Genomic DNA, 24,288 nt, shown 5'->3' with positions numbered 1-24,288 from the left:
CGGCTCAATCGGCCAGGCGGGGTTCCGGCAGGCCCTGGGCGCCGGGATCGAACATCAGGACGCGCCCGCCATGCGGGTCCTCGGCGAGGTCCGCCGGGCCGCGGCTGAGCGAGGTGACCAGCATCGTCCGCAGGTCCGGCCCGCCGAAGGCGCACATGGTCGGCTTGCGCATCGGCACCTCGATGCGGCGGTCGAGGTCGCCGTTCGGGGTGAAGCGCTTGATGCAGCCCTCGTCCAGGCAGCAGATCCAATAGCAGCCGTCCACGTCCACCGCGGCGCCGTCGGGACGCCCGACCATCGCCCGCATGTCGACGAAGGGGCGGCGGTTGCTGGCACTGCCGGTGTCCGTGTCGTAGTCCCAGGCCCAGACCATCCGCACGTCGCGGTGGCTGTCGGACGCATAGAGCGTGCGCCCGTCCGGGCTGAAGGCCGAGCCGTTGGGGATGATGTAGCCGCCGGTCCCCGTCTCGGTCAGCCCGTCGGCCCGCGTGAAGCGGTGCCACAGGCCGGAGGCGTCGCCCTTGCTGATGTCCATGACCATGCTGGACAACCAGAACCGCCCCTGCCGGTCGCAGCGCCCGTCGTTGAAGCGCATGCCCTCCTTGGGGAAGCGGTGGGTGGCGAGGGCAGTGACCACCGCCTCCCCGCCCTCGCCCGGCAGATCGACGTCGAAGACGCCGGTCTCGCAGGCGCAGACCACGCCACCGTCCGCACGCAGCACGAGGCTGCCGATCATCTCGGGCAGGGTCCAGCGGCGGTGGCCGCCGCTGGAGGGGTCGAGCCGATGGATGGTCCGCGCCGGGATGTCGATCCAGGTCCACAGCCCCCGCTCGGCGTCCCAGACCGGATTCTCGCCGGTGCCGTTGCGCAGGTCGGGATCGAAGACGGCCTCCAGGCCGATGCTGGTCGAGGTCGTCATTCCGGGGTCCCCATGCGGCTGCTCCCAGCGGCCGGATTGATCGTCGTCGGTCCACCGGGCGAGCGTTGCGCCCACAGGCGGCGCAGCAGCGGGAGCATCAGCGTCAGGATCGCGATGGTCAGCAGAACCGCGGTGATCGGGCGGGTGTAGAGGAAGTCGTAGCTGCCGCCGGACAGCGACAGCGCGCGGCGGAAGTTCGCCTCGGCCATCGGTCCCATGATGAGGGCGAGCACGACGGGCGAGGCCGGGAAGTCCCACTTCTGCATGAAGTAGCCGACGACGCCGGCGGCCAGCATGATCCAGATGTCGAACATGCTGTTGTTGATGGCGTAGGTGCCGACGATGCACAGCGCCAGGATGAACGGCGTCAGCACCGACTTCGGCATCTGCAGGATGCGCCCCATGAAGCGCAGCGAGCCGAGGCCGACCACCAGCATGAAGACGTAGCAGACCAGCATGCCGGCGAACAGCGTGAAGACCAGATCGGCGTGGTCCTTGAACAGCAGCGGACCGGGCTGCAGCCCCTGGAGGGTCAGGGCGCCCAGCATCACGGCGGTCACCGCGTCGCCGGGAATGCCCAGCGTCAGCATGGTCAGCAGCGCGCCGCCCGTGCAGCCGTTGGCGCCGGATTCGCAGGCGGCGACGGCGCCCAGTTCGCCCTTGCCGTAATTCTCCGGCGTCTTGCTGAAGCGCTTGGCCTCGTTGTAGGCGACGAAGGCGGCGATGTCGGCGCCGGCTCCGGGGATCATGCCGATGACGATGCCGAGGCCCGAAGAGCGCGCGATGGTGCCCAGCTGGCGGCGGAACATGTGCCAGGGCGGAATGATGCGGTCGAGCGCCGCGGCCATGCCGGCGCGGACCTGCGGGTCCTCCAGCGACTTGAAGGCTTCGGCGGCGGCGAACAGGCCGATCATCACCGGGATGAAGGGCACGTTGAACAGCTCGGTGTAGCCGCCGGTGTAGCGCGGGAAGCCGCCCATCGGGTCGAGCCCGACGGTTGCCAGCAACAGGCCGAGGAAACCGGAGATCAGGCCCTTGATGACCGACACGCCGGAGATGCTGGCGATGATCGACAGGCCGAAGACGGCGAGCGCGAAGGACTCCGACGCGCTGAATTCCAGCGCGAAGCGCGCCAGCACCGGGGCGAGGAAGATCAGCACGAAGACGCTGGCCGTGCCGCCCAGGAAGGACGAGAAGGTGGCGGTGCCCAGCGCGATGCCGGCCTGGCCCTTCTTGGTCAGTTCGTACCCGTCGATGGCGGTCGCCGCGGCGGCCGGGGTGCCGGGAATCTTGAGCAGGATGGCCGTGACCGACCCGCCGTAGATGCCGCCGAAGAAGACGCCGGAGATCATCAGCAGGCCCGACAGCGGGTCCATGCCGAAGGTAAAGGGCAGCAGGATGGCGACGCCCATGGTGGCGGTGAGGCCGGGCAGCGCACCGATCACGATGCCGAGCGCGACGCCCACAAGCGCCAGCAGCAGGGCCATCGGTTGGGCGAGCAGCGTCTGCGCGCCCTTGAGAAGCATATCGAGTTCGTACATCTCACACCTCCGCTGGCGGGGTGTTGCGGCGGGCCGGGACGGTCGGGATCATTCGAACAGGCTCCCGGTCGGCAGCGGCACGTTCAGCGCGTAGACGAAGGCGACGTCGATCAGGACGGTCAGCCCGACGGCCAGAACGGCGTTCATGATCAGGTTTCGCCGGCCCATCAGCCACATCAGGGCGAACAGGTAGGGCACCGTCGCGACCATGTAGCCGACATGCTCCATGGCGAACAGGCACAGCGCGGTCAGGGCGATGCCGATGGCCACGGTGCCGTAACTGACCTTCGGCCCGACTTCCGCCGGATCGTCCGGGGGGGCGGCGGGCGCCCGCAGCGTGTTGAAGACCAGGATCGCGCACAGCACCAGCAGGGCCATGGCGAAGATGATCGGGAAACGAGCGGGGCCGACGTCGGTTTCCAGCATGGTCGGCGGGAAGTCACCCGCGACGATGATGGCGGCGACAGCGACGGCCATGACCAGGACGGCGATGACCAGCGTGGCAAGGCGGTCCTGCGGGCGCAGGCCGACCTTGCCGCCCGGAGCGGGAGCGTTGCTCATGAGTGAATCTCCTTCGGACGCCCSGCGGCCCGAAGGCCGCCGGGGACACGCCGGGGATGCGGCTTGCGTGAACGGCAAGCCTTACTTGGACAGGCCGATCTGCTTCATCAGCACCTTGAACATCTCGGCGTCCTTCTCCATGGCCACCTTGTACTCCGGGCCGTCGAGATAGGCGTAGCTGAGGTTCATCTTGGCGAGCTGGTCGCGGAAGCCCTGCTCCTCGACCGCCTTCTTGGAGGCCGTGCGCAGAGTCTCGACGATGTTGGCCGGGGTCTTCTTCGGAACGACGATGCCGCGCCAGGTGGCGACCGTCACGTCGATGCCCTTCTCCTTCAGCGTCGGAGCGTCCGGGAACGCCTTGGAGCGCTGGTCGTCCATCACGGCCAGGATGCGCAGCGTGCCGGCGGCGACGTGGCTGGACACCTCGGCCGGGCTGACGCTGACAGCCTCGATGTGGTTGCCGAGAAGTGCCGTGACCGCCGGGTTGGCGCCGTCATAGGGGATGTGGCTGAACTTCAGGCCGGACTTGGTCGCCAGGGCCTCGGCGGCGAGGTGCCAGATGGCGCCGGTGCCGGAGTTGCCGATGCGGACCTTGCCCGGATTCTCCTTGGCGTAGGCCAGGAACTCCTCGATGGTCTTCCACGGCGCGCCGGCGTTGACCGTGATGGCGCTCGGCTCCGCGTTCAGGCGGGCGATCGGCGTGAAATCATCGGCCGTGAAGCGGGCGACGCCGAGGTTCGGCAGGGTGGTGATCTCCACGGTGCCCATGCCAATGCGGTAGCCGTCCGGACGGGCGGCCATGATCTCCGACAGGCCGACGGCGCCGCCGCCACCGGTCTTGTTCACCACGCCGACCGACTGCGGCAGGTGGCGGTTCACGGCGTCCGCGTAGGCGCGGGCCACCAGATCGGTGCCGCCGCCGGCCGCGTAGGGAACGATCAGCTCGATCGCCTTGGTCGGATACTCGGCGGCCTGCACGGCCACCATCATCGTGGCGGAGGTCAGCGCGCCGACGACGGCGCCGGTGACGAAACGATAGCCTTTCATGAGCGTTCTCCCTGGAACATTGCTTGTGGTGGTGAGGAGGAGAGAAAAGGAATGAACACGTTGTTGCCGTGGGGCGATCAGCGCGGGTTGAGGCGCCGCCACGCGGCGACGAAGGCGTCCGCCCGGACGCCGACCTCGGCGGCGGGCAGGCCCGGCGCATACAGCGCGGAACCCAGCCCGAAGCCGGCCACACCGGCCTCCAGGAACGGCGCCATGGTGTCCGGGGCGATGCCGCCCACGGGCAGCAGGCGGGTGCCGGCGGGCAGGATGGCGCGCATCGCCTTGATGATGCGCGGACCGACCAGCTCCGCCGGGAAGATCTTCAGGGCGTCGGCCCCGGCTGACAGCGCTGCGAAAGCTTCCGTCGGTGTGGCGATTCCGGGCAGGCTGACCAGCCCCGCGGCCTTGGCGGCGCGGATCACCGCCGTGTCGGCGTGCGGCATGACGACCAGATCGGCGCCGATCTCCTTGAGCCGGGCCACCTGCTCCACCGCCAGGACCGTGCCGGCGCCGACCAGCGCGTCGCGCGGCAGCAGCCGGCGGATGGCGGCGATGCTGTCGAACGGATCGGGCGAATTCAGCGGCACCTCGATCATGCGGAAACCGCTGTCGTAGAGCGTTTGCGCGACGCCCTCCGCCTCCGCGGGGGTCAGCCCGCGCAGGATGGCGACCAGCGGCAGGGCGGAAAAGGCGGCGTCGAAGCGGGCCTTCAGGGATTCATCCGACATGTTCGTTACTCCCCCGCCGGCGCGATCAGGCCGGCGGCAACGGCAAACTGGAAAAGCCCACGCGGGGCGGTGTTCTCAAGCCGGTCGGTGGGCTCGACGCCCAGCAGCTCCAGGCCGCGCACGTAGCGGCGGCAGAGCGCGCCCTCGCCGATCAGCAGCAGCGGGCGGCCTTCATGCAGCTCATTGCGCATGTGGCCGAGGCCGGAGACCAGCTCGTGACCGATCAGCAGCCCGGACAGGTAATCCTTCAGAAGCTCCGCCGTCATGCGGCGGGTGATGCCCAGCGTGCGCGCGGCGAAGATCTGGTGTGTGAAATCGCCCGGCCCGCTGGCCTGCGCCGCCCGCACGCCCTCTGCGAAGGCGGCGTCGGACTCGGCCTCCGCCGGGGCGGCGTCCACCGGCATCAGCCGGCCGAGGATCGAATGCTTGCACAGCACGGCGAAGGTCTCGCCGGTCATGTAGGTGGAGAAGCGGATCATGCGCCCGCCCACGATCTCCACCCATTTGGAATGGGTGCCCGGCAGCACCATGCAGGCGTCGCGGCCCCAGTCGGAACGGTCGGCCAGCACGCCGGCGATCTGGATCTCCTCGCCGCGCAGGATGTCGGGCGGGCCGCTCGGCGGGTCATAGAGGACGCCCGGCGCGATCAGGATGCGGGAGCCCGACGCGCTTTCCACCGGGATGGCCTGCGAGGCCAGGGTGGTCGTGTCGGCGGGGCAGCGGACATAGGGGGCCTCACGCCAGCCCTGGGCGCTGCCGACCATGCCGCCGGCCACCACCGGCAGCCCCGGATAGGCGGCCAGCCAATCGCCGCACAAGTCGGTGAAGGCCTGCTCGAAACCGGTGATGCCCGGCATCGGCAGGTTCTGGATGCCGTGCGCGTTGGCGCGCTGGTCCAGCACCCGCCCGTCGCGGTCCATCAGGAAGCCGCGCAGGCTCGACGTTCCCCAATCGAGGGCGATCAGCGATGCCCCGACGCCCGTTCGTCCCGTTTCCATCCCAAATCCTTTGAAATCGCGTCGGCGACCGCCCGGACCACGGGTCCAAGCTCCTCCATCCGTTCATCCGGCATGTACGGTACGGCGCTCGCCACGCTGATGGCGGCGACGACCTGATTGCGGACGTCACGGATCGGCGCGCCGACGCAGCGGATGCCGATTTCGTTTTCTTCAAGGTCGAAGGACCAGCCGCGGTCCACATAGGCGGCCAGCCGGGATTCGAACTCCGGCCAGGGCGCCAGCGGGGGCCGTTCCGGCGCCGCCGCGGTCAGGCGGAGCGCGTGGTCGTAAAGCTCCGGCCAGCGCTCGCGCGGCAGGCCGAGGAGAAGCGCCTTGCCCAGCCCCGTGGAGGCCAGCGGCATGCGCAGGCCGATGCGCGACCGCATCTCCAGCCCGCGCGTGTTCGGAATCTTGTCGAGGTAGAAGACCTCCGCCCCTTCGACGACGCCGAGATGGACGGTGTCGCCGGTCTGGCGGGCCAGCTCCTCGATGTGCGGGCGGGCGATGGCGACCAGCGGGCGCTGCTCCAGCGCGCGCATGCCGAGCGCGATCAGCTTCGGCCCCAGCAGATAGCCCTTGTAGGGCACGTGGTGCAGATAGCCGTCCTGGGTCAGGCTGTTGAGCATCCGGTGCGTGGTGCTGCGCGGCGTGCCCAGCCGGGCGGCGATGCCCTTCACGTCACCGATGCCCGCCGCCACGCATTCCAGGAGGGCGAGGCCGCGCATCAGCGTCTGGGTTCCGGACGCCTGCGGCTTCTCCGGCGACGCTTGTGCATCGAGCGGATTTGCTCCGATGCCGGCCATTTCCCCCTCCCGCGTTCTTGTTCGATATCTGGCATATCAGTTTCCACCACTTTATGAAGGCGTACGGAGTGTGTCAAATAAATAAATCATCGTCCATATAGTGAGACATTGCAAGCGCAGAACAGCCTTGCCCTGCCGCCGGAGCGATCGTCTTGATCGCGGCGTTACCCCTGCCCATCTGTTCCCTTGAGGCGACCGGGGCCGCGCATGGTGCGGGCCACACAGGCCGTCTTCCCGCGCCTTCGCAAAGGGCGGGAACCATAACGATACGGAGTGCCTGATGGACTTCGGTCTGTTCACCGACCGTGCGCGCGGCGTCATCCAGGCTGCGCAACTGGCGGCTCTCGCCGGACGCCACCAACAGCTCGTCCCCGAACATCTCGTGAAGGCCCTGGTCGAGGACGCCGACGGCGTGCCCGCCAAGCTGATCCGCGATGCCGGCGGCGACCCCGAGCTTCTGAAGACCGCCGCCGAGGAAACCCTGAACCGCCAGACCCGTGTGGATGGCGAAGGGCCGCACCCGATCTTCATGTCCCCGGCACTCGCCGGCGTGCTCCAGAACGCCGTCGAAACGGCGCGCGGTGCCGGCGACAAGTTCGTCTCCCCTGAACGGCTTCTCGAATCGCTGGCCGCCCAGGGCGGCAGCACCCGCGCGCTGTTCCACCGCGCCGGTGTCGATCCCGCGGTGCTGGTCGAAGGCGTCGAGTCGCTGAGCAGGAACCGCCCCGCCGACCGGCAGGAGGATGCCCAGATGGGCGAGGCGCTCGCCAAGTACGCCCGCGACCTGACGGAAGAGGCGCGGCAGGGCCGTCTCGACCCGGTGATCGGGCGCGACGACGAGATCCGGCGGACCATCCAGGTCCTGGCCCGGCGCACCAAGAACAACCCCGTCCTGATCGGCGAGCCCGGCGTCGGCAAGACCGCCGTGGTGGAGGGTCTGGCCCAGCGGCTGGCCTCCGGCGACGTTCCGGAGGGGCTGAAGGACCGGCGCGTGCTCGCGCTCGACCTCACCGCCCTGCTGGCCGGCGCCAAGTTCCGCGGCGACTTCGAGGAGCGGCTGAAGGCCGTTCTGTCGGAGGTGCAGCAGGCGGCGGGCCGCATCATCCTGTTCATCGACGAGCTGCACTCGCTGATCGGCGCCGGCCGCACCGACGGCGCGATGGACGCGGCGAACATGCTGAAGCCTGCGCTGGCGCGCGGTGAGCTGCGCTGCGTCGGCGCCACCACGCCGGACGAGTACCGCAAGTACATCGAGAAGGACGCGGCGCTCGCCCGCCGCTTCCAGCCGGTGAACGTCGACGAACCGTCCGACGAGGACGCCGTGTCGATCCTGCGCGGCATCAAGGGAAAGTACGAGGTGCACCACGGCGTGCGCATCGCCGACGCGGCGGTGGTCGCGGCGGTGCAGCTCTCCGCCCGCTACATCGCCGACCGCCGCCTGCCCGATAAGGCCATCGACCTCGTCGACGAGGCGGCCAGCCGCCTGCGCATGGCCATCGACAGCAAGCCGGAGGCGCTGGACGCCGTCGGCCGCCGCGTCGCCCAGCTGAAGATCGAGCGCGAGGCCCTGAAGTCGGAGCCGGACGCCGCGTCCCAGGAACGGCTGCACAAGCTGGAGTCCGAACTCGCGGTGGACGAGGCGAAGCTGACCGCCATGGAAGAGGAATGGCGCGTCGGCCAGTCCCGCCGCACCGAGGGCCGCCGCCTGAAGGAGGAGCTGGACCAGGCCCGCACCAAGCTGGAGCACGCGCAGCGCGACGGCGACTGGGCGAAGGCCGGCGAGCTGGCCTACGGCGTCGTTCCCGACCTGGAGAAGCGTCTGGCCGAGGCCGAATCCCGCGCCAACGCCGAGCGGGAGGAGGTCACGGCGAAGGACATCGCCGCCGTGGTCACCCGCTGGACCGGCATCCCGGTGGACCGCATGCTGGACAGCGAGCGGCAGCGGCTGAAGGGCATGGAGGACCGGCTGGCCGAGCGCGTCGTCGGTCAGGCGGAGGCGGTGCGCGCCGTGTCCAAGGCGGTGCGCCGGGCGCGGGCCGGGTTGAAGGACCCGAACCGTCCCACCGGCTCCTTCCTGTTCCTCGGCCCGACCGGCGTCGGCAAGACGGAACTGGCCAAGGCGCTGGCCGCCTTCCTGTTCGATGACGAGACCGCGGTCACCCGCGTCGACATGTCGGAATATATGGAGAAGCACTCCGTCGCCCGCATGATCGGCTCGCCTCCGGGTTATGTCGGGTATGACGACGGCGGCACGCTGGCCGAGAAGATCCGGCGCCGGCCCTATCAGGTCGTCCTGCTGGACGAGGTGGAGAAGGCCCATCCGGACGTGCTGAACGTGCTGCTCCAGGCGCTCGACGACGGGCGGCTGACCGATGGGCAGGGCCGCACGGCGGACTTCCGCCACGCGATCCTGATCATGACGTCGAACCTTGGGGCGGACGCCCTGACGGCGCTCGGCGAGGACGACAGCCTGGAGGGTGCCAGGGTCGAGGTGATGGACGCGGTGCGCCGCGCCTTCCGGCCGGAGTTCCTGAACCGGCTGGACGACGTGCTGATCTTCCGCCGGCTGGGGCGCGAGCAGATGGCCCACATCGTGGACATCCAGCTTGCCCGCGTCGCCGACCGTCTGGCGGAGCGCGGCCTGTCGCTGACCGCCGACGACGCGGCCCGCGCCCGGCTCGCCGACCTCGGCTGGGATCCGGCCTTCGGCGCCCGTCCATTGAAGCGGGCGGTGCAGAATCTAGTGGAGGACCCGATCGCCGAGCGTCTGCTCGACGGCGAGGTGGACGAGCGCTCGACCCTGCACCTGTCGGCGCGGGACGGCTGCCTGACCCTGGACGGGGTGCCGGTCGAGGAGGACCGGGCCACGGGCTTCAAGGCCCCGGAACGCCCGCCGCTGGGCTTCGCCCTGACCGGCGGCGGTGGACGCAGCGCGGCTGTCCACTGATCGTGATGCGTAACAAAAACCCCGGCCTGCAAGGGCCGGGGTTTTTCCTTACGAGCGCTGCCGCTCCGGCACCACCAGCCAGCGCGCCAGGGCGTAGAGGTTGAGCGCTACATAGACCGCCGCCCCGACCACCCCCATGATGAGGCCGCCGAGCTGCTGGTCGGCCAGAGCGGACAGGCCCCAGTGCGCCGTCGTCTCCAGATGGTAGACGAACAGCGGCTGCGGAGCGAAAATCAGCAGGGCCGCCAGGATGGCGAGATGGACCGAGGTGCCGAAGGCGGACAGCAGCCCCCTCCCCCGCATCGCCGGCCCGTCCGGGGCCAGCACCGTCCGCCACGCCGCGACCGCGCCGGTGAGCAGGCTGGCGTGCATGGCCCACAACACCGCGTCGAAGCGCAGCGCCGCCATGTAGGGTCCCGGCAGGTGCCACACCCAGAGGAACAGCCCGAACAGACCCCAGGCAATCTCCGGTACCGCCAGGGGTGACGCCAGGGTCCGCATCCAGTTGGGCCAGCGCACCGCGCCCATCGGCCAGGACAGGACCAGCAGGGGCGCCGCCACCTGGATGGTCAAAAGATGCTGGACCACCCGCGCCGAGAACAGGGCGGATGTCAGGTTGCACAGCGGCGACACGAAAGCGGCGAACAGCACCAGCCACCCGGCGGCGAAGCACCAGGGCTGATGTGGCGCCATGGCCGCCCCATGCCGCCGCACCACCATCGCGTATCCCGCGGCGGCCAGGGCGAAGACGGACAGAAGGACCGGATCGCCGTTCCAGGCGCTCCAGAACCCCTCCGGCACTGGCGGGGCGCCGCAATAGGGAATGATGGACGGCAGCGTTTCGGCAAGTGGCGTTGCGGCGGGCACGGCTGGACCTCCCTTGGCCTACAGCCGTGTAAAACCGCGAAAGGCCCTTGGGTTCCCGAATGACGACCGAACGCAGCTCAGGCCCGTTCGGCGGTTTCGATCAGGTCAGTGCGCCCGATGCGGCGCAGCGAAGCCTCCAGCCGCGTGTCGTCCTCGCGGATTTCGCGCAGCGTGTGCAGCGTGAACATCACATGCGCCTCAGCGGCCGCATGGGCGGCCTCGGCGTCGCCGGCCAGCACCGCGTCGGCGATGGCCAGATGCTGATCCAGCAGCAGGTTGCGCACGCCGGGCCGGGTGTAGAGCCGGTCGCGGTTGTAGAACACGTCGTTGCGCAGCATCTCCGACAGCGCGCCCATGATGTGCAGCATCACCGTGTTGTGCGCCGCCTCGTAGAAGGCAAGGTGAAGCTGGGCATCCACATCGGCCTCTTCCGACGGGTCGTCCTTCCCATGGGCGTCGCGCATGCGCTGGGCCAGAGCGCGGATCGCCTCGCGGTCGAGATCGGTCGCCCGTTGCGCGGCCAGCTTGGCGGCGGCCGCCTCGATGGAGCTGCGGAACTCGAGATAATGGAAGGGCGCGTCCGGATCGGATTGCAGCAGCGCCGCCAGCGGGGCGGCGATGGGCGCCAGGAACTGCGCGATGTGCGTGCCGTTGCGCCCGGAGACGAGCAGCCCGCGCTCCTCCAGCTTCTCCAGGGCATCGCGCAGCGACGGGCGCGAGACGTCCAGCTTCAGCGCCAGATCCCTCTCCGGCAGCAGCTTCTCTCCCGGACGCAGGACGCCCTCCCGGATCAACGCCTCCAGATGGTCGGCGATGGCGTCCGCCAATTTGGCCGGCTTTATCATTCCCTTGCCCTGCCCCTTGCCCTGCATCCGCAGAAACCCCGCCTTATCCAGAAGGTTAGATATCGTCATGGCGGTCGCTCGTCCAGCCCTGCCGCACCCATGACACCGTTTCCCGGCCGCCCCGCCATCGAATGGGTCCAGTGGTAATACCATGGACAAGAAAAAGTCTCTCGCGACGCTCACGGTAAATTGAATTTTCCCTATTGCCAACCATTGCGACCCAATGTATCCGTTCTGAGCCTTTGGTCATAATTTTTGACCGGAGCCCAACCCAAGAAAAAACTGATCTCCATGGTCAAATGACCATGGAATGACAGGCGGCGCGCGTCCGGATAAGACGCGCGGGTCCGGGCTCCATTCACGGTCGCAGGCCAAAGCGCAGAACCGAGAATCTGCGGCATAGGTAGGAAACATGCAGCCCTGGACACAAGTCTACGATCCCGCGGGTAACCTTTGGCTTTCGGCACTTGTGGCCGCGTTGCCGATCATTTTCTTCTTCATCGCGCTGACCGTTCTGCGCATGAAGGGCCACATCGCGGGCACCATCACCGTCGCCATTTCGCTGGCCGTCGCCATCCTGTTCTACAAGATGCCGGTCGGCATGGCGCTGGCGTCCGCCGGATACGGCTTCCTTTACGGCCTGTGGCCCATCGCCTGGATCATCGTGGCCGCCGTGTTCCTCTACAAGATCACGGTCAAGACCGGCCAGTTCGAGATCATCCGCTCGTCGGTGGTGTCGATCACCGAGGACCAGCGGCTTCAGATGCTGATGGTCGGCTTCTCCTTCGGCGCCTTCCTGGAAGGGGCGGCGGGCTTCGGCGCGCCGGTCGCCATCACCGCGGCGCTGCTGGTCGGGCTGGGGTTCAACCCGCTCTATGCCGCCGGTCTCTGCCTGATCGCCAACACCGCCCCGGTGGCCTTCGGCGCCATGGGCATTCCGATCATCGTCGCCGGTCAGGTCACCTCGCTCGACCCGTTCAAGATCGGCGCCATGGCCGGCCGCCAGCTTCCGCTGCTGTCCGTCTTCGTGCCCTTCTGGATCATCATGATCATGGACGGCTGGAAGGGCGTGCGCGAGACTTGGCCCGCCATCCTGGTCGCCGGCGGCACCTTCGCCGTCACCCAGTACTTCACCGCCAACTTCATCGGGCCTGAGCTGCCGGACATCACCTCCGCTCTGGTCAGCCTCGTCAGCATCACCGTCTTCCTGAAGTTCTGGAAGCCGAAGGCGATCTTCCGCTTCGCCAATTCCCCGCTGGCGTCGGGTCCGGTGCCGCAGTCGGTCGGCGCCATGGCGTCGAGCGAGTTCAACGCCCAGCGCGGTTACAGCGCCGGTGAGATCGCCAAGGCCTGGTCGCCCTTCCTGATCCTGACCGTGATCGTCACGATCTGGAGCCTGAAGCCCTTCAAGGCGCTGTTCGCCAAGGGCGGCGCGCTGGCCGACACGGTGCTGTACTTCCCGATCGCCGGGCTGGACAAGCTGGTGCTGAAGGCCGCCCCGATCGTCGCCTCGCCGAAGCCCATCGACGCCGTCTACAAGCTCGATCTGCTGGCGGCCACCGGCACGGCCATCCTGATCTCCGCGATCATCACGATGGTCATGCTGAAGATGCGTCCGGCCGACGGCGTCAAGACCTTCGTCGAGACGGTCAGCGAGCTGAAGCGCCCGATCTACTCGATCGGCATGGTCCTGGCCTTCGCCTTCATCGCCAACTACTCGGGTCTGTCCTCGACCCTGGCGCTGCTGCTGGCCGGCACGGGCTTCCTGTTCCCGTTCTTCTCGCCGATCCTGGGCTGGCTGGGCGTGTTCCTGACCGGGTCCGACACGTCGAGCAACGCGCTGTTCTGCGGCCTGCAGGCCACCACGGCGCAGCAGGTGGGCGTGTCCGACGTGCTGATGGTCGCAGCCAACACGACCGGCGGCGTCACCGGCAAGATGATCTCCCCGCAGTCGATCGCCGTGGCCTGCGCCGCGGTGGGTCTGGTCGGCCGCGAGTCCGAGCTGTTCCGCTTCACCGTGAAGCACAGCCTGTTCTTCGTCGCGATCATCGGCGTCATCACCATGATCCAGGCCTACATCCTGCCCTGGATGATCCCGTAAGCGTCGACGTCCGAACCCCCTTCTCCTCCCCTCGGGGAGAAGGGGCGTCATCCACTGCCGAGCTTTATTCCATACGGCGCCGCTCGGCCTTCCATCCGGTCGGGAGGCGCCGCTTTCTTTGTGCGCCTTATTTCTTACGCATTGCAGCATCACAGCGCTGCGTTTGGTCAATTCATTTTACCATTGCGGCCACCCAGCAAATCGATTATCCCCAGCAAATCTATTATCCGACCTACTGACTGTGGCACACAACAAGCCGTCCGTCCGACGGGCGGAAACAAACGTCGCCCCAGCACCCGCAACCCGGACCGGCGATCACGGAGGAGTCGTCGCGCGGTCCCAGATCCGGAGGCCCCGAGAACCGATGCTGCCCGCGCCCTATGACCGCCTGCACGCGGCCCTCCGGGAGTTCATGCCGGACGAACGCCTCGTCACCGACCCGCTGCGCACGCTGGCCTACGGGACCGACGGCAGCTTCTACCGCCTGATCCCGAAGATCGTCGCGATCGTCGAGGCCGAGGGCGAGGTGGTGCGGCTGCTCAACCTCTGCCGGGAGTTGAAGACCCCGGTGACCTTCCGCGCCGCCGGCACCAGCCTGTCGGGCCAGGCGGTTACCGATTCCGTCCTGGTCCTGCTGGGCGACAGCTGGCGCGGCTGCACCATTCCGCCGGGTGCCGCGACGGTGACCCTCCAGCCCGGCGTCATCGGGGCGGAGGCGAACCGCAAGCTGGCTCCCTTCGGGCGCAAGATCGGTCCGGACCCGGCCTCCATCGCCACTGCCAAGATCGGCGGCATCGCGGCCAACAACGCCAGCGGCATGTGCTGCGGCACCGCGCAGAACAGCTACCGCACGCTGGCCTCCATGCGGCTGGTGCTGGCCGACGGCACGCTGCTCGACACCGGCGACGCCGCCAGCCGCGCCGCCTTCGCCGTCAGCCACGGCGCCCTGCTGGCCGGCCTGTCCGATCTGGCCGCCCGCACCCGCGCCGACGAGAAACTGGCGGAGCGCATCCGCAACAAGTTCCGCATCAAGAACACCACCGGCTACAGCCTGAACGCCCTGGTGGACTTCGAGGAGCCGGTCGAGATCCTCCAGCACCTGATGATCGGGTCGGAGGGCACGCTCGGCTTCCTGTCCGAGATCACCTACAACACGGTGCCGGAACACGCCCACAAGGCGAACGCCCTGCTGATGTACCCGGACATTGGGGAGGCCTGCCGCGCCGTCGCGCTGATGAAGCCGACGCCGGTCTCGGCGGTGGAGCTGATGGACCGCGCCTCGCTGCGCTCGGTCGAGGGCAAGCCGGGCATGCCGGACTTCATCGGCGGGCTGGGGCCGGACGCCTCCGCCCTGCTCGTGGAGATCCGCGGCGAGGATGCGGCGGCGCTGGACGCCAACATCGCCGCGGTCAGCGCGGTGATCGCCCAGACCCAGACCCTGTTCGAGCCGACCTTCACCACCGACGCCAAGCTGGGCGAAAGCTACTGGAAGATCCGCAAGGGCCTGTTCCCGGCGGTCGGCGCCATGCGCAAGGTCGGCACCACGGTCATCATCGAGGACGTGGCCTACCCGCTCGACCGGCTGGCCGAGGCGACGGTCGAGCTTCAGGCCATGTTCCTGAAATTCGGCTACACCGAGGCGATCATCTTCGGCCACGCGCTGGAAGGGAACCTGCACTTCGTCTTCACCCAGGCCTTCGACACCGACGAGGAGGTGGACCGCTACCGCCGCTTCATGGACGCGGTGTGCGATCAGGTGGTGCGCAAGTACGACGGCTCGCTGAAGGCGGAGCACGGCACGGGCCGCAACATGGCGCCCTTCGTGGAGATGGAGTGGGGTCCGCAGGCCTATGGCCTGATGAAGGAGATCAAGGCGCTGCTCGACCCGCAGGGCCTGCTGAACCCCGGCGTCATCCTGAACGACGATCCGGAGGCGCATCTCAAGAATCTCAAAGCGATGCCCGCCGCCCATCCTCTGGTGGACACCTGCATCGAGTGCGGCTTCTGCGAGCCGACCTGCCCGTCGCACAAGATGACGCTGTCCCCCCGGCAGCGCATCGTCGGCTGGCGCGAGATTTCGCGTCTTGAGTCCACGGGGGCGGACGCGGCGCGGCTCGGCGCCCTGCACGAGGCTTACGACTATCAGGGCATCGACACCTGCGCGGCTTGCGGCCTCTGCTCCACCGCCTGCCCGGTGGGGATCGAGACGGGGCTGCTCATCAAGGCGATCCGGGGCGACCGTCGCGGGGCGATGGCCCAGGGTTTCGGCAACTACGTCGCTGGCCACACCGCCGGGGCCTTGTCGATCGCCCGCACCGGCCTGAAGCTGGCCGATCTGGCGAAGCGGACGCTGGGCGACGACACGGCGAACGGGCTGTTCGAGAAGCTGCGCACCGTGACGGGCCAGCGCCTGCCGCACCTCCCCCGTTCGCTGCCCACACCGACCAACTTCACGCCGCTGCCTCAGGCCAAGGCGTCCGCCGACGCACCGACCGTCGTCTATGTGCCGAGCTGCACCAGCCGCAGCATGGGTCCCGCCGCCAACGATCCGGAGAAGACCCCGCTGCCGGTGAAGGTGGAAGCGCTGTTCCAGAAGGCCGGCTACCGCGTCGCCTATCCGGAGCAGCTGTCCTCGCTGTGCTGCGGCATGCCGTTGGAGAGCAAGGGGCTGGCGGCTCAGGCCGACGCCAAGGCGGAGGAGATGGTCCGCGCCATCTGGGCGGCCAGCACCAACGGCACCGCCCCGGTGGTCCTCGACACCAGCCCTTGTTCCTTCCGGTTGAAGAAGCATCTGAAGGATGCCGGGCTCCAGGTCCTGGATCTGGTTGAGTTCATCCACGACCACCTGTTGCATCGGCTGACCTTCACCAAGCAGACGGAGCCGGTGGTGCTGCACCTGACCTGCTCCACCCGGCGGATGGGGTTGGATGCCAAGATGAAGGCGGTGGCCGCCGCCTGCGCCACCCAGGTGGTGGTGCCGGAGGATGTCGGCTGCTGCGGCTTCGCCGGCGACAAGGGTTTCACCACGCCGGAGCTGAATGCCCACGCCCTGCGCCACCTGTCCAAGGACATCCCCGCCGGGGCCAAGGCCGGCTATTCGAACAGCCGGACCTGCGAGATCGGCCTGTCCGACCACTCCGGCTTGCCGTACCGTTCCATTGTCTATCTGGTCGATGCCTGCTCGACGCCGAAGGCTCCCGCCACGGCTTCCACGCGCGCGTCGGAACCCGCGTTTTGAGGCGGGAGGGAGGAAAATCATGAGCCACGACGGCACCATAAGCCGCCCCGACATCGAGCGGCCGGAAAGCGTTTATTTCTTCGGCACCTGTCTGGTCGACCTGTTCTACCCGGAAGCCGGCATGGCCGGCATGGAACTGCTGAAGGCGCAGGGCGTCCGCGTCGTCTTCCCGCAGGGGCAGAGCTGCTGCGGCCAGCCCGCCTACAACTCCGGCTACCGTGAGGAGGCGTTGAAGGTCGCCCGCGCGCAGCTCGACTATTTCCCCGGCGACTGGCCCATCGTCGTGCCGTCGGGGTCCTGCGCCGGCATGATGAGCAAGCACTGGCCCGACCTGTTCAAGGGCGAGCCGGACGAGGCCCGCGCCCGTCAGGTGGCGTCCCGCGTGTGGGAGCTGACCCAGTTCCTCGTCCAGGTCCTGAAGGTGAAGTTCGAGGACCAGGGGCCGCCGGTGAAGATCACCTGGCACGCCTCCTGCCACGCCCAGCGCGAAATGGGGGTGACTGACGAGCCGAAGTCCCTGCTGCGACAGCTCGCCAACGTCGAACTGGTCGAGTTGCAGCGGGAGAAGGAATGCTGCGGCTTCGGCGGCACCTTCGCCGTGCGCCATCCGGAGATTTCCGCCGCCATGGTCGGCGACAAGGTGGCGGACATCGAGAACACCGGGGCCAAGGCCGTGGTGTCCGGCGACTGCGGCTGCCTGATGAACATCTCCGGCGCGCTGGAGGCTGGCCTGAAGCCGGTCCGCGGCGTCCACATCGCCCAGTTCCTGAAGGAGCGCACCCATGGGTGAGACCAGCATCAATTTCGCCAAGGCCTCCAGCGCAGCCCTTCAGGACCAGCAGCTTCGCGGCAACTTCCGCCGCGCCATGGACGGGCTGATGTCCAAACGCGCGGTGCAGTTCGCCGACACCGCCGAGTGGAACGGGGTGCGGACGCTCGGCGCCTCGGTCCGCCTGCGCGCCCTGTCCAAGCTGCCGGAACTGCTGGAAAAGCTGGAAGCCAACTGCACGAAGAACGGCATCCAGGTCCATTGGGCCTCGACCACCGACGAGGCCAACGCCATCGTCCTCTCCATCATGCAGCGCGTGAACGCCAAGCTGGTGGTCAAGGGAAAGTCGATGGTGTCGGAGGAGATGCACCTCAACGCCTTCCTGGAAAAGCACGGCATCGAGAGCCTGGAAAGCGACCTCGGCGAATACATCGTGCAGCTTGATGAGGCGATGCCCTCGCACATCATCATGCCGGCGATCCACATGAACACCAAGCAGATCGCCCATCTGTTCAAGCAGAAGATCAAGGAGGCGGAATACACCGAGGACGTGGCCCAGCTCACCGACCTCGCCCGCCGCGTCCTGCGCAAGAAGTTCGCGACCGCCGACGTCGGCATCTCCGGCGTCAACATGGCGGTGGCGGAGACGGGCACGCTCTGCCTGGTGGAGAACGAGGGCAACGGGCGCATGAGCACCACGGTGCCGCCCGTCCACATCGCCGTCATGGGCCTGGAAAAGGTCGTGGAAAAGCTTGAGGACGTGCCGCCGGTCATCAGCCTGCTGACCCGCTCGGCCACCGCCCAGCCGATCACCACCTACGTCAACATGATTTCCAGCCCCCGCAAGGAGGGCGAGAAGGACGGCCCGAACGAGATCCATCTGGTGATCCTCGACAACGGACGGTCGGGCATCTACGCCGACGAGGAGCTGCGCAATACGCTGCGCTGCATCCGCTGCGGCGCCTGCATGAACCATTGCCCGGTCTACACCAAGGTCGGCGGCCACGCCTATCAGGCGCCCTACCCCGGCCCGATCGGCTCGATCCTGATGCCGCAGGTGGAAGGGCTGGAGACGCGGGGCGAGCTGCCGCACGCCTGCACCATGTGCAACGCCTGCGTCGAGATCTGCCCGGTCAAGATCCCCATCGTCGAGATCATGGGCCGCCTGCGGTCCGAGGCCGTGCACCCCGGCGACGCGGTGCGGGGCGCCGGCTCGCACGCCAGCAAGGCGGAGGCGATGGTGTGGAAGGGCTGGTCGATGACCTACGCCTCGCCGCTCGCCTACCAGTTCGCGACGGCGCTTCTGGCGAAGCTGGGCAACGCCGCGCCCGCCAGCCTGCCGCTGCTGAAGGAGTGGACGAACGTGCGGTCCAAGCCGCGCTTCGCCAACCGCACGCTCCACGCCCTCGCCCGCGAGAAGGGGATTCCCGATGTCTGAGTCCAGAAACGCGATCCTGGGCAAGCTGCGCGCCGGGCGCGACGCCCACCCGCTGACCCCGCCAGAGTCCGACTTCGCCGTCCTGCGCAACAAGCGCTGGGACGGCGCGGAACGGCTGGAGCGCATCAAGCGCATGATGGAGGCCGTGCACACAGAATTCCTGGAGACGACGGAGGCCGACTGGCCCGCCGACGTCCAGGCATTCCTCACGGCGCAGGGCACCCGCAACCTGCTGTTCGGCCCGGCGACCGAAGCCGGGGCGCGCCTGTCGGCCGAATGGGCGGAAGGCGGTCCGGAGCTGATCCCCTACGCCGACCGGGTCGAGACTTTCAAGGAGCGGCTGTTCGACGGCATCGACGCCGGCATCACCACGACGTTGGGGGCCATCGCCGACACCGGCAGCCTGATCGTCTGGCCGACGCCGGAGGAGCCGCGGCTGATGTCGCTGGTGCCGCACATGCATCTGGCGCTGCTGCGCGCCGACGCGCTGTACGACACCTTCTGGCAGGCGATGACCGAGAACCGCTGGGCCGACGGCATGCCGACCAACGCCCTGCTCATCTCCGGACCGTCGAAGACGGCGGACATCGAACAGACGCTGGCTTACGGCGTCCACGGGCCGAAGCGGCTGGTGGTGGTTATCGTCCGGTAAGGGCGCGGAGAGCGCGTTTGACGTTCATAACCCTCTCCCCCCTGGGGAGAGGGTGGCCCGAAGGGGCCTCTCGCGCTGGCCGAAGGCCAGCACTGACGGCGGCAGGCGGATGCCAGAGGCATCCGCTGAGCGCCGGTGAGGGGGATGTGCATTTGCCGGAGGCTCCGCCACGCCCACCCCCTCACCCTAACCCTCTCCCCGGAGGGGAGAGGGAATTTAAAGCCCTGCACGGGTGGCGGAGTGCCGCCGGGACGGGTATAGTGCGGGGTCTTGTTCGCCTCAGTTTTTAGGACCCGACCGCCTTGGACCCGACCGCCGTTCCCACCCCCCAGTCCGCCACCATCGCCGAACGCGTCGCCAAGACCGGCATCGACGAGGCGATGATCGAAGCCCTCGTCCGCACCTTCTACGGCAAGATCCGCGACGACGCCCTGCTCGGCCCGGTCTTCGGCGCGGCGATCACCGACTGGGAGCCCCATCTTCTGAAGATGATCGACTTCTGGTCCTCGGTCGCCCTGCTGACCCACCGCTACGACGGGCGCCCCCTGCCCGCCCATGTCCGCTTCGACATCGGGCCGGCGCATTTCGAGCGCTGGCTGGAGCTGTTCCGCGAGACGACGGCCGAGGTCTGCACGCCCGAGGCCGCCGCCTTCTTCGAGGACCGCGCGGCCAACATCGGGCGCAGCATCCAGATGGGGGTGGATTTCTTCCGCAAGCAGGCCGCCGCCGACGCTGGCGTTGCTCGCTGATCAGGCCCCGCGCACCGGCTTGCCCTTCACGCCCCAGCTGTCCGTGAAGTCGCGCACGCCGGGGATGGTCATCATGTGGGCGTCCTTGACGTACACGAACTGCTTGGGGCCAAGCTCGTACTCCATCATGGTGATGCCCTTGGCCCGGCAGCGCTTCTGCTCCTCGGCCCCGATGCGGCGGTCGGAGACCACCATGTCGGGGTGCTCCAGCCCGACCCCGGCGCAGAAGCTGCGGAATCCGCTGTTGGTGCCCTCGGCGACGAGGCGCGGCTGGGTGTCGGGCGTGCTGTTGAAGCGGCTGGCCGCGCTGCTGACCGCCCCCCGCATGGACGGGCTGCCGACGATCCAAACCCCGCGCTCCTCGGGCGGCGGCTTCGGCACGGTCGGCGGCGGCAGGGTGGCCGTCTGCTGCGGCGGCGAAAACCCAGGGAATTGGCACCCGGCCAGCGCCGCCGCGACGGCGACCATGGCAAGGCCTTTCGACAGGGATGGCACTCTGTTGTCTCCTCCATAACCCTCGCACGGCGCGGCACCGGCGGCACCGCTGGTGGTAGCAACGCTCAAGCCGGCCCGATGGCTCCAAGATGGCTGGCCAGCGCGGCTTCGAGAAGGCGCGGGGTCACCGGCTTGTGCATCAGGCCGAGACCGTGCCGGGCGGCATCGCGCTGCGGCTCCGGCCCGATCTCCCCGGTGACGATGAGACCCGGCACGTCGGCGCCGAACAGGTCGCGGATGCGCAGGATGGCCTCGGTGCCGACCCGCCCCTGGCGCAGCCGGTAGTCGGCCAGCACGACGTCGGGCCGCCGCCCGCCGGTGCGCAGACGCTCCAGCGCTTCACCGGTGCTCCCGGCGGACAGCACCTCGAATCCCCACTCGCCCAGCATCGCCGCCAGCCCCAACAGAACGATGGCGTCGTCCTCCACGACCACCGCCAGCCGCCCGTCCCCGGTCGCGGTCATGGCATCGGCCCGGCCCGTTCGCATGGCGGTCACCGGAGGGCGCGGGGCGTCCTGACGGATCAAGGGGACGCTGACCGAGAAGATTGAACCGCGCCCCGGCCGCGACACCAGATCCACCGGATGGTCGAGCAGCCGCGACAGCCGGCGCACGATGGCGAGCCCGAGGCCAAGGCCCTGGTCGCGGTCGCGTTCCGGGTTGCCGATCTGGTGGAACTCCTCAAAGATGCGCTCCCGCTGTTCGGGCGGGATGCCCAGGCCGGTGTCGTGCACCTCCACGCACAGGCGCGTTCCCTGGGGGCGGCAATCGACCATGACGCGGCCCCGGTCGGTGTAGCGGATGGCGTTGTCGACCAGATTGCGCAGCATCCGGCCCAACAAAACCCGGTCGCTGCGCACCGTGCCGGTGAAGGGAACGACCCGCCAGTCCAGCCCCTTGGCTTCGGCCAGCGGAGTATAGGCGGCGGACAGCGGGCCGAGCAGGTCGGCGACGGGGAATTCCTCGATCTGTGGCGCCACCACCCCGGCGTCGAGGCGCGACACGTCGAGCAGGCTATCCAGGAGATCCTTCAGCGTGTCCAGCCCCTGCTGAAGCCGGTCCAGCGCCCGCTGCCCGGCCTCGCCGGCGACATGCGGCGCCAACGCCCCGGCGAACAGCAGGATCGACTGCATGGGTTGGCGCAGGTCGTGGCTGGCCGCCGCCAGGAAGCGGCCTTTCGAGCGGTCGGCCTCCTCCGCCGCCTGCTGGGCGCGCCGGATGTCGTGGATGTCCACGGCGGTGCCGATCCAGGAGACGATGGCGCCCCTTTCCCGCACCGGCACCACGCGGCACTGGTGCCAGCGCCACGCCCCGTCGGCGCGCCGCATCCGGATGTTGCTCTGGTAAGGCGTTCCGGCGGCGATCGAGCGCGTCCTCAGCTCGAGATAGGCGGGGCGGTCGTCCGGATGGAACCCCTTCCAGGCGGACATGGCCTCCACGTCCTGGCCGGTGTAGGCTCGCAATTCCTCATTGTAGTATTCGGGAGTGCCGTCCGGACGGTTGATCCACATCAGCAACGGCGTGTTGTCCACCAGCGTGCGGAACCGCGCCTCGCTCGACCGCAGCGCCTCCTCCGCCCGCTTGCGGGCGGTGATGTCGCGGGCGACCCCGACGACGCCGATGGCCGCCCCCCAGGCGTCGCGCAGGGGCATCACGCTGATCATCAGGACGCGCTTGCCATCCTCGATGGGGAAAGGCAGTTCCTCCTCGACCGTCTCCTCCCGCCCGGTGACGACCACCCGCCCGCACAGGTCGTCGAGCCGCTCGGCCTCTTCCGGCGGGAACAGATCCTCGTCGGTCAGGCCGACCACCGCCTCCCGCGTCCGTCCGAACAGGCGCGCGGTCGCGGAGTTGACCAAGGTGAAGCGGCGCTCGCGGTCCTTGGCGAAGATCGGGTCGGTGACGCTCTCCAGAAGGCTTTCCAGCAGGGCGTTCTTGTCCCGCAGCAGCGTCTCCGCCGCCTGGGCGGCACGGTGGGCGGCCTGGGTTTCCATCTCGTGCATGGCGAGACGGGCGAACTCCTCCAGATCCCGCTCGTCCTCCGCGCTGAACTCCGGATGGGGCCGGTGGTCGAGCAGGGAGAAGGTTCCGATCCGCAGCCCATCCGGCGCGATCAGCGGCGCGCCGGCGTAGAAGCGCAAATGCGGCGGCCCGGCCACCAATTCGTTGTCGGCAAAGCGGTCGTCCTCCTGCGTGTCGTGCACGACCAGCACCGCGTCGTCGAGAATGGTGTGGGCGCAGAAGGACAGCCGCCGCTCGACGACCATCGTTTCCAGGCCATAGCCGGCCTTGGACCATTGCCGCGTCTCGTCCACCAGGTTGACCATGACGATGGGCATGCGGAAATGGCGGGCGCCCAGCCGGGCCAGCCGGTCGAAGGCCGCTTCCGGCGGCGTGTCCAGCACGCCGTAGCCCTTCAGCCGGTCGAGCCGGGCGTGCTCATCCGATGGCCATGGCGGCTCGATGCTTGTCAACGTGGCCCCTTACAGACAGGAGTCGAAGCAAGACGCGAACAAGACGCTGACGGTTCAGGCGCGAACGTGCCCGTAACCATCATGTGGGCAGAGCCAAGGCCTATGGAAAGACGCGCTGCCGGTTTCCCTTCCGCCACCCTTCGGTCCACGGCACAATTCCTTTCAACGCAAACCCTTTGGGTCCGGGCAAAGTGCCTCCCGCGCCCCCACATGACCAGAATCCGTCTCCCGCCCCCAATCGGAGCACAGCATGAAGGACAGCAGGCCGAACCACGAATCCGCCGCCTACCGCATCGCTTTCGAGGACCGCGATTTCCTGTTGAGCGAGCCGATGCGCGGGGTGCGCTTCATGCTCGAATACGCCAAGCCGGAAGCGGAGCTGAAGGCCTGGGGCATCCGGTCCACCATCGTGGTCTATGGCAGCGCGCGGGTGCCCTCGCCCGAGCGGGCGGAACAGCTTCTCCGCGACGCCCGGACTTCGGAGGAGCGGCAACTGGCCGAGCGGCGGGCCAAGCAGGCGGCTTGGTACGAGGAGGCGCGGACCTTCGGGCGCATCGTGTCGGAGCGCGGCGGCGCCCTGGCGCCCACCGAGGACGGGCAGCGCGACAACGTGATCGCCACCGGCGGCGGTCCCGGCCTGATGGAGGCCGCCAACCGCGGCGCGCAGGAGGCCGGGGCGCCGAGCATCGGCTTCAACATCAGCCTGCCGCAGGAACCGCACCCCAACCCCTACAGCACGCCGGAGCTGACCTTCCGCTTCCATTATTTCGCCATCCGGAAAATGCATCTGGCGATGCGCGCCAACGGGCTGGCGATCTTCCCCGGCGGTTTCGGCACCTTCGACGAGGCGTTCGAGATCCTGAACCTGCGCAACACCAACAAGGCCTCCCGCCTGCCCATCGTCTTCGTCGGGCGCGACTACTGGAACGAGGTGGTGAACTTCCGCGCCCTGGCCGACCATGGCATGATCAGCGCCGGCGATCTGGAACTGTTCGACATCGCCGACACGGCGGAGGAGGCGTGGGACTGCATGACCCGGCTCGGCCTCAAGCGCGGCAACCCGCCGCTGGGTCCCGCCGGCACCGGCATGTCAGCCGCCGATGAGGAGAACTGAGG

Annotated in this window: 19 protein-coding genes; 8 read left to right on the top strand and 11 right to left on the bottom strand. The window is 68.6% G+C overall.

Features of this window, described 5'->3' with window-relative positions; translation table 11 throughout:
- Positions 1-4 precede the first annotated feature (4 nt).
- From AC1DVI_RS12965 to AC1DVI_RS12935, 7 genes are all read right to left on the bottom strand, one after another.
- The gene (locus tag AC1DVI_RS12965) at positions 5-919 is read right to left on the bottom strand and encodes an SMP-30/gluconolactonase/LRE family protein (protein ID WP_476958312.1); all 915 of its coding nucleotides are present in this window, start codon (positions 917-919) and stop codon (positions 5-7) included.
- Positions 916-2,460 (bottom strand): tripartite tricarboxylate transporter permease, encoded by a 1,545-nt coding sequence (locus AC1DVI_RS12960; protein WP_476958311.1) that lies wholly within the window; start codon positions 2,458-2,460, stop codon positions 916-918. Before AC1DVI_RS12960 ends, AC1DVI_RS12965 begins: the two co-directional genes overlap by 4 nt.
- 48 nt (positions 2,461-2,508) lie before the next feature.
- Positions 2,509-3,021, bottom strand: a complete 513-nt coding sequence (locus AC1DVI_RS12955; RefSeq protein ID WP_476958310.1) for a tripartite tricarboxylate transporter TctB family protein — start codon at positions 3,019-3,021, stop codon at positions 2,509-2,511.
- A gap of 81 nt (positions 3,022-3,102) precedes the next feature.
- Positions 3,103-4,068: a Bug family tripartite tricarboxylate transporter substrate binding protein gene (locus AC1DVI_RS12950; RefSeq protein ID WP_145624488.1), complete on the bottom strand. Its 966-nt coding sequence runs from the start codon at positions 4,066-4,068 to the stop codon at positions 3,103-3,105.
- Between the two features lie 77 nt (positions 4,069-4,145).
- Positions 4,146-4,796 carry a 2-dehydro-3-deoxy-6-phosphogalactonate aldolase gene (locus tag AC1DVI_RS12945; protein WP_476958309.1) on the bottom strand — a complete coding sequence of 217 codons (651 nt, stop codon included), beginning with the start codon at positions 4,794-4,796 and terminating at the stop codon, positions 4,146-4,148.
- Between the two features lie 5 nt (positions 4,797-4,801).
- A complete protein-coding gene (locus AC1DVI_RS12940; protein WP_476958308.1) occupies positions 4,802-5,794 on the bottom strand; it encodes a 2-dehydro-3-deoxygalactonokinase in 993 nt (330 codons plus the stop codon).
- Complete coding sequence (locus AC1DVI_RS12935) at positions 5,758-6,597, bottom strand: IclR family transcriptional regulator (RefSeq protein ID WP_094304475.1); 840 nt, start codon at positions 6,595-6,597, stop codon at positions 5,758-5,760. The genes AC1DVI_RS12940 and AC1DVI_RS12935 overlap by 37 nt, the downstream gene beginning before the upstream one ends.
- A gap of 280 nt (positions 6,598-6,877) precedes the next feature.
- On the opposite strand from AC1DVI_RS12935, the gene clpB reads away from it, so the two are divergent.
- The gene (gene clpB, locus AC1DVI_RS12930) at positions 6,878-9,544 is read left to right on the top strand and encodes an ATP-dependent chaperone ClpB (RefSeq protein ID WP_476958307.1); all 2,667 of its coding nucleotides are present in this window, start codon (positions 6,878-6,880) and stop codon (positions 9,542-9,544) included.
- Positions 9,545-9,592: 48 nt separating this feature from the next.
- On the opposite strand, the gene AC1DVI_RS12925 is transcribed toward clpB, so the two are convergent.
- Together AC1DVI_RS12925 and AC1DVI_RS12920 are read right to left on the bottom strand one after the other, a co-directional pair.
- The gene (locus tag AC1DVI_RS12925) at positions 9,593-10,411 is read right to left on the bottom strand and encodes a cytochrome c oxidase assembly protein (RefSeq protein WP_476958306.1); all 819 of its coding nucleotides are present in this window, start codon (positions 10,409-10,411) and stop codon (positions 9,593-9,595) included.
- Between the two features lie 77 nt (positions 10,412-10,488).
- A complete protein-coding gene (locus AC1DVI_RS12920; RefSeq protein ID WP_476958353.1) occupies positions 10,489-11,283 on the bottom strand; it encodes an FCD domain-containing protein in 795 nt (264 codons plus the stop codon).
- 385 nt (positions 11,284-11,668) lie between these two features.
- Between AC1DVI_RS12920 and lldP the strand changes: the two genes are divergently transcribed.
- The 6 genes from lldP to AC1DVI_RS12890 all read left to right on the top strand — a co-directional run bounded on the left by lldP (position 11,669) and on the right by AC1DVI_RS12890 (position 20,203).
- Positions 11,669-13,357, top strand: coding sequence for an L-lactate permease (lldP, locus tag AC1DVI_RS12915; RefSeq protein WP_149163699.1), 1,689 nt, complete (start codon positions 11,669-11,671; stop codon positions 13,355-13,357).
- A 364-nt stretch (positions 13,358-13,721) separates the two neighbouring features.
- Complete coding sequence (locus tag AC1DVI_RS12910; RefSeq protein WP_476958305.1) at positions 13,722-16,595, top strand: FAD-binding and (Fe-S)-binding domain-containing protein; 2,874 nt, start codon at positions 13,722-13,724, stop codon at positions 16,593-16,595.
- A 19-nt stretch (positions 16,596-16,614) separates the two neighbouring features.
- Positions 16,615-17,385, top strand: a complete 771-nt coding sequence (locus tag AC1DVI_RS12905; RefSeq protein ID WP_476958304.1) for a (Fe-S)-binding protein — start codon at positions 16,615-16,617, stop codon at positions 17,383-17,385.
- Positions 17,378-18,802 carry a LutB/LldF family L-lactate oxidation iron-sulfur protein gene (locus AC1DVI_RS12900; protein WP_174443347.1) on the top strand — a complete coding sequence of 475 codons (1,425 nt, stop codon included), beginning with the start codon at positions 17,378-17,380 and terminating at the stop codon, positions 18,800-18,802. Before AC1DVI_RS12905 ends, AC1DVI_RS12900 begins: the two co-directional genes overlap by 8 nt.
- A complete protein-coding gene (locus AC1DVI_RS12895; RefSeq protein ID WP_476958303.1) occupies positions 18,795-19,454 on the top strand; it encodes a LutC/YkgG family protein in 660 nt (219 codons plus the stop codon). The genes AC1DVI_RS12900 and AC1DVI_RS12895 overlap by 8 nt, the downstream gene beginning before the upstream one ends.
- Positions 19,455-19,756: 302 nt before the next feature.
- Positions 19,757-20,203: a group III truncated hemoglobin gene (locus AC1DVI_RS12890; protein ID WP_476958302.1), complete on the top strand. Its 447-nt coding sequence runs from the start codon at positions 19,757-19,759 to the stop codon at positions 20,201-20,203.
- Here the strand turns inward: AC1DVI_RS12890 and AC1DVI_RS12885 are convergent, their stop codons facing one another.
- Complete coding sequence (locus tag AC1DVI_RS12885; RefSeq protein WP_476958301.1) at positions 20,204-20,698, bottom strand: substrate-binding domain-containing protein; 495 nt, start codon at positions 20,696-20,698, stop codon at positions 20,204-20,206.
- Between the two features lie 65 nt (positions 20,699-20,763).
- The gene (locus AC1DVI_RS12880) at positions 20,764-23,172 is read right to left on the bottom strand and encodes a hybrid sensor histidine kinase/response regulator (protein WP_476958300.1); all 2,409 of its coding nucleotides are present in this window, start codon (positions 23,170-23,172) and stop codon (positions 20,764-20,766) included.
- Between the two features lie 250 nt (positions 23,173-23,422).
- On the opposite strand from AC1DVI_RS12880, the gene AC1DVI_RS12875 reads away from it, so the two are divergent.
- Positions 23,423-24,286, top strand: coding sequence for an LOG family protein (locus tag AC1DVI_RS12875; protein WP_476958299.1), 864 nt, complete (start codon positions 23,423-23,425; stop codon positions 24,284-24,286).
- The last annotated feature ends 2 nt before the right edge of the window (positions 24,287-24,288 follow it).

The sequence above is a fragment of the Azospirillum sp. P4_B5 genome (genome assembly GCF_056402275.1).
This window is presented reverse-complemented; position numbering and strand designations above follow the sequence as displayed.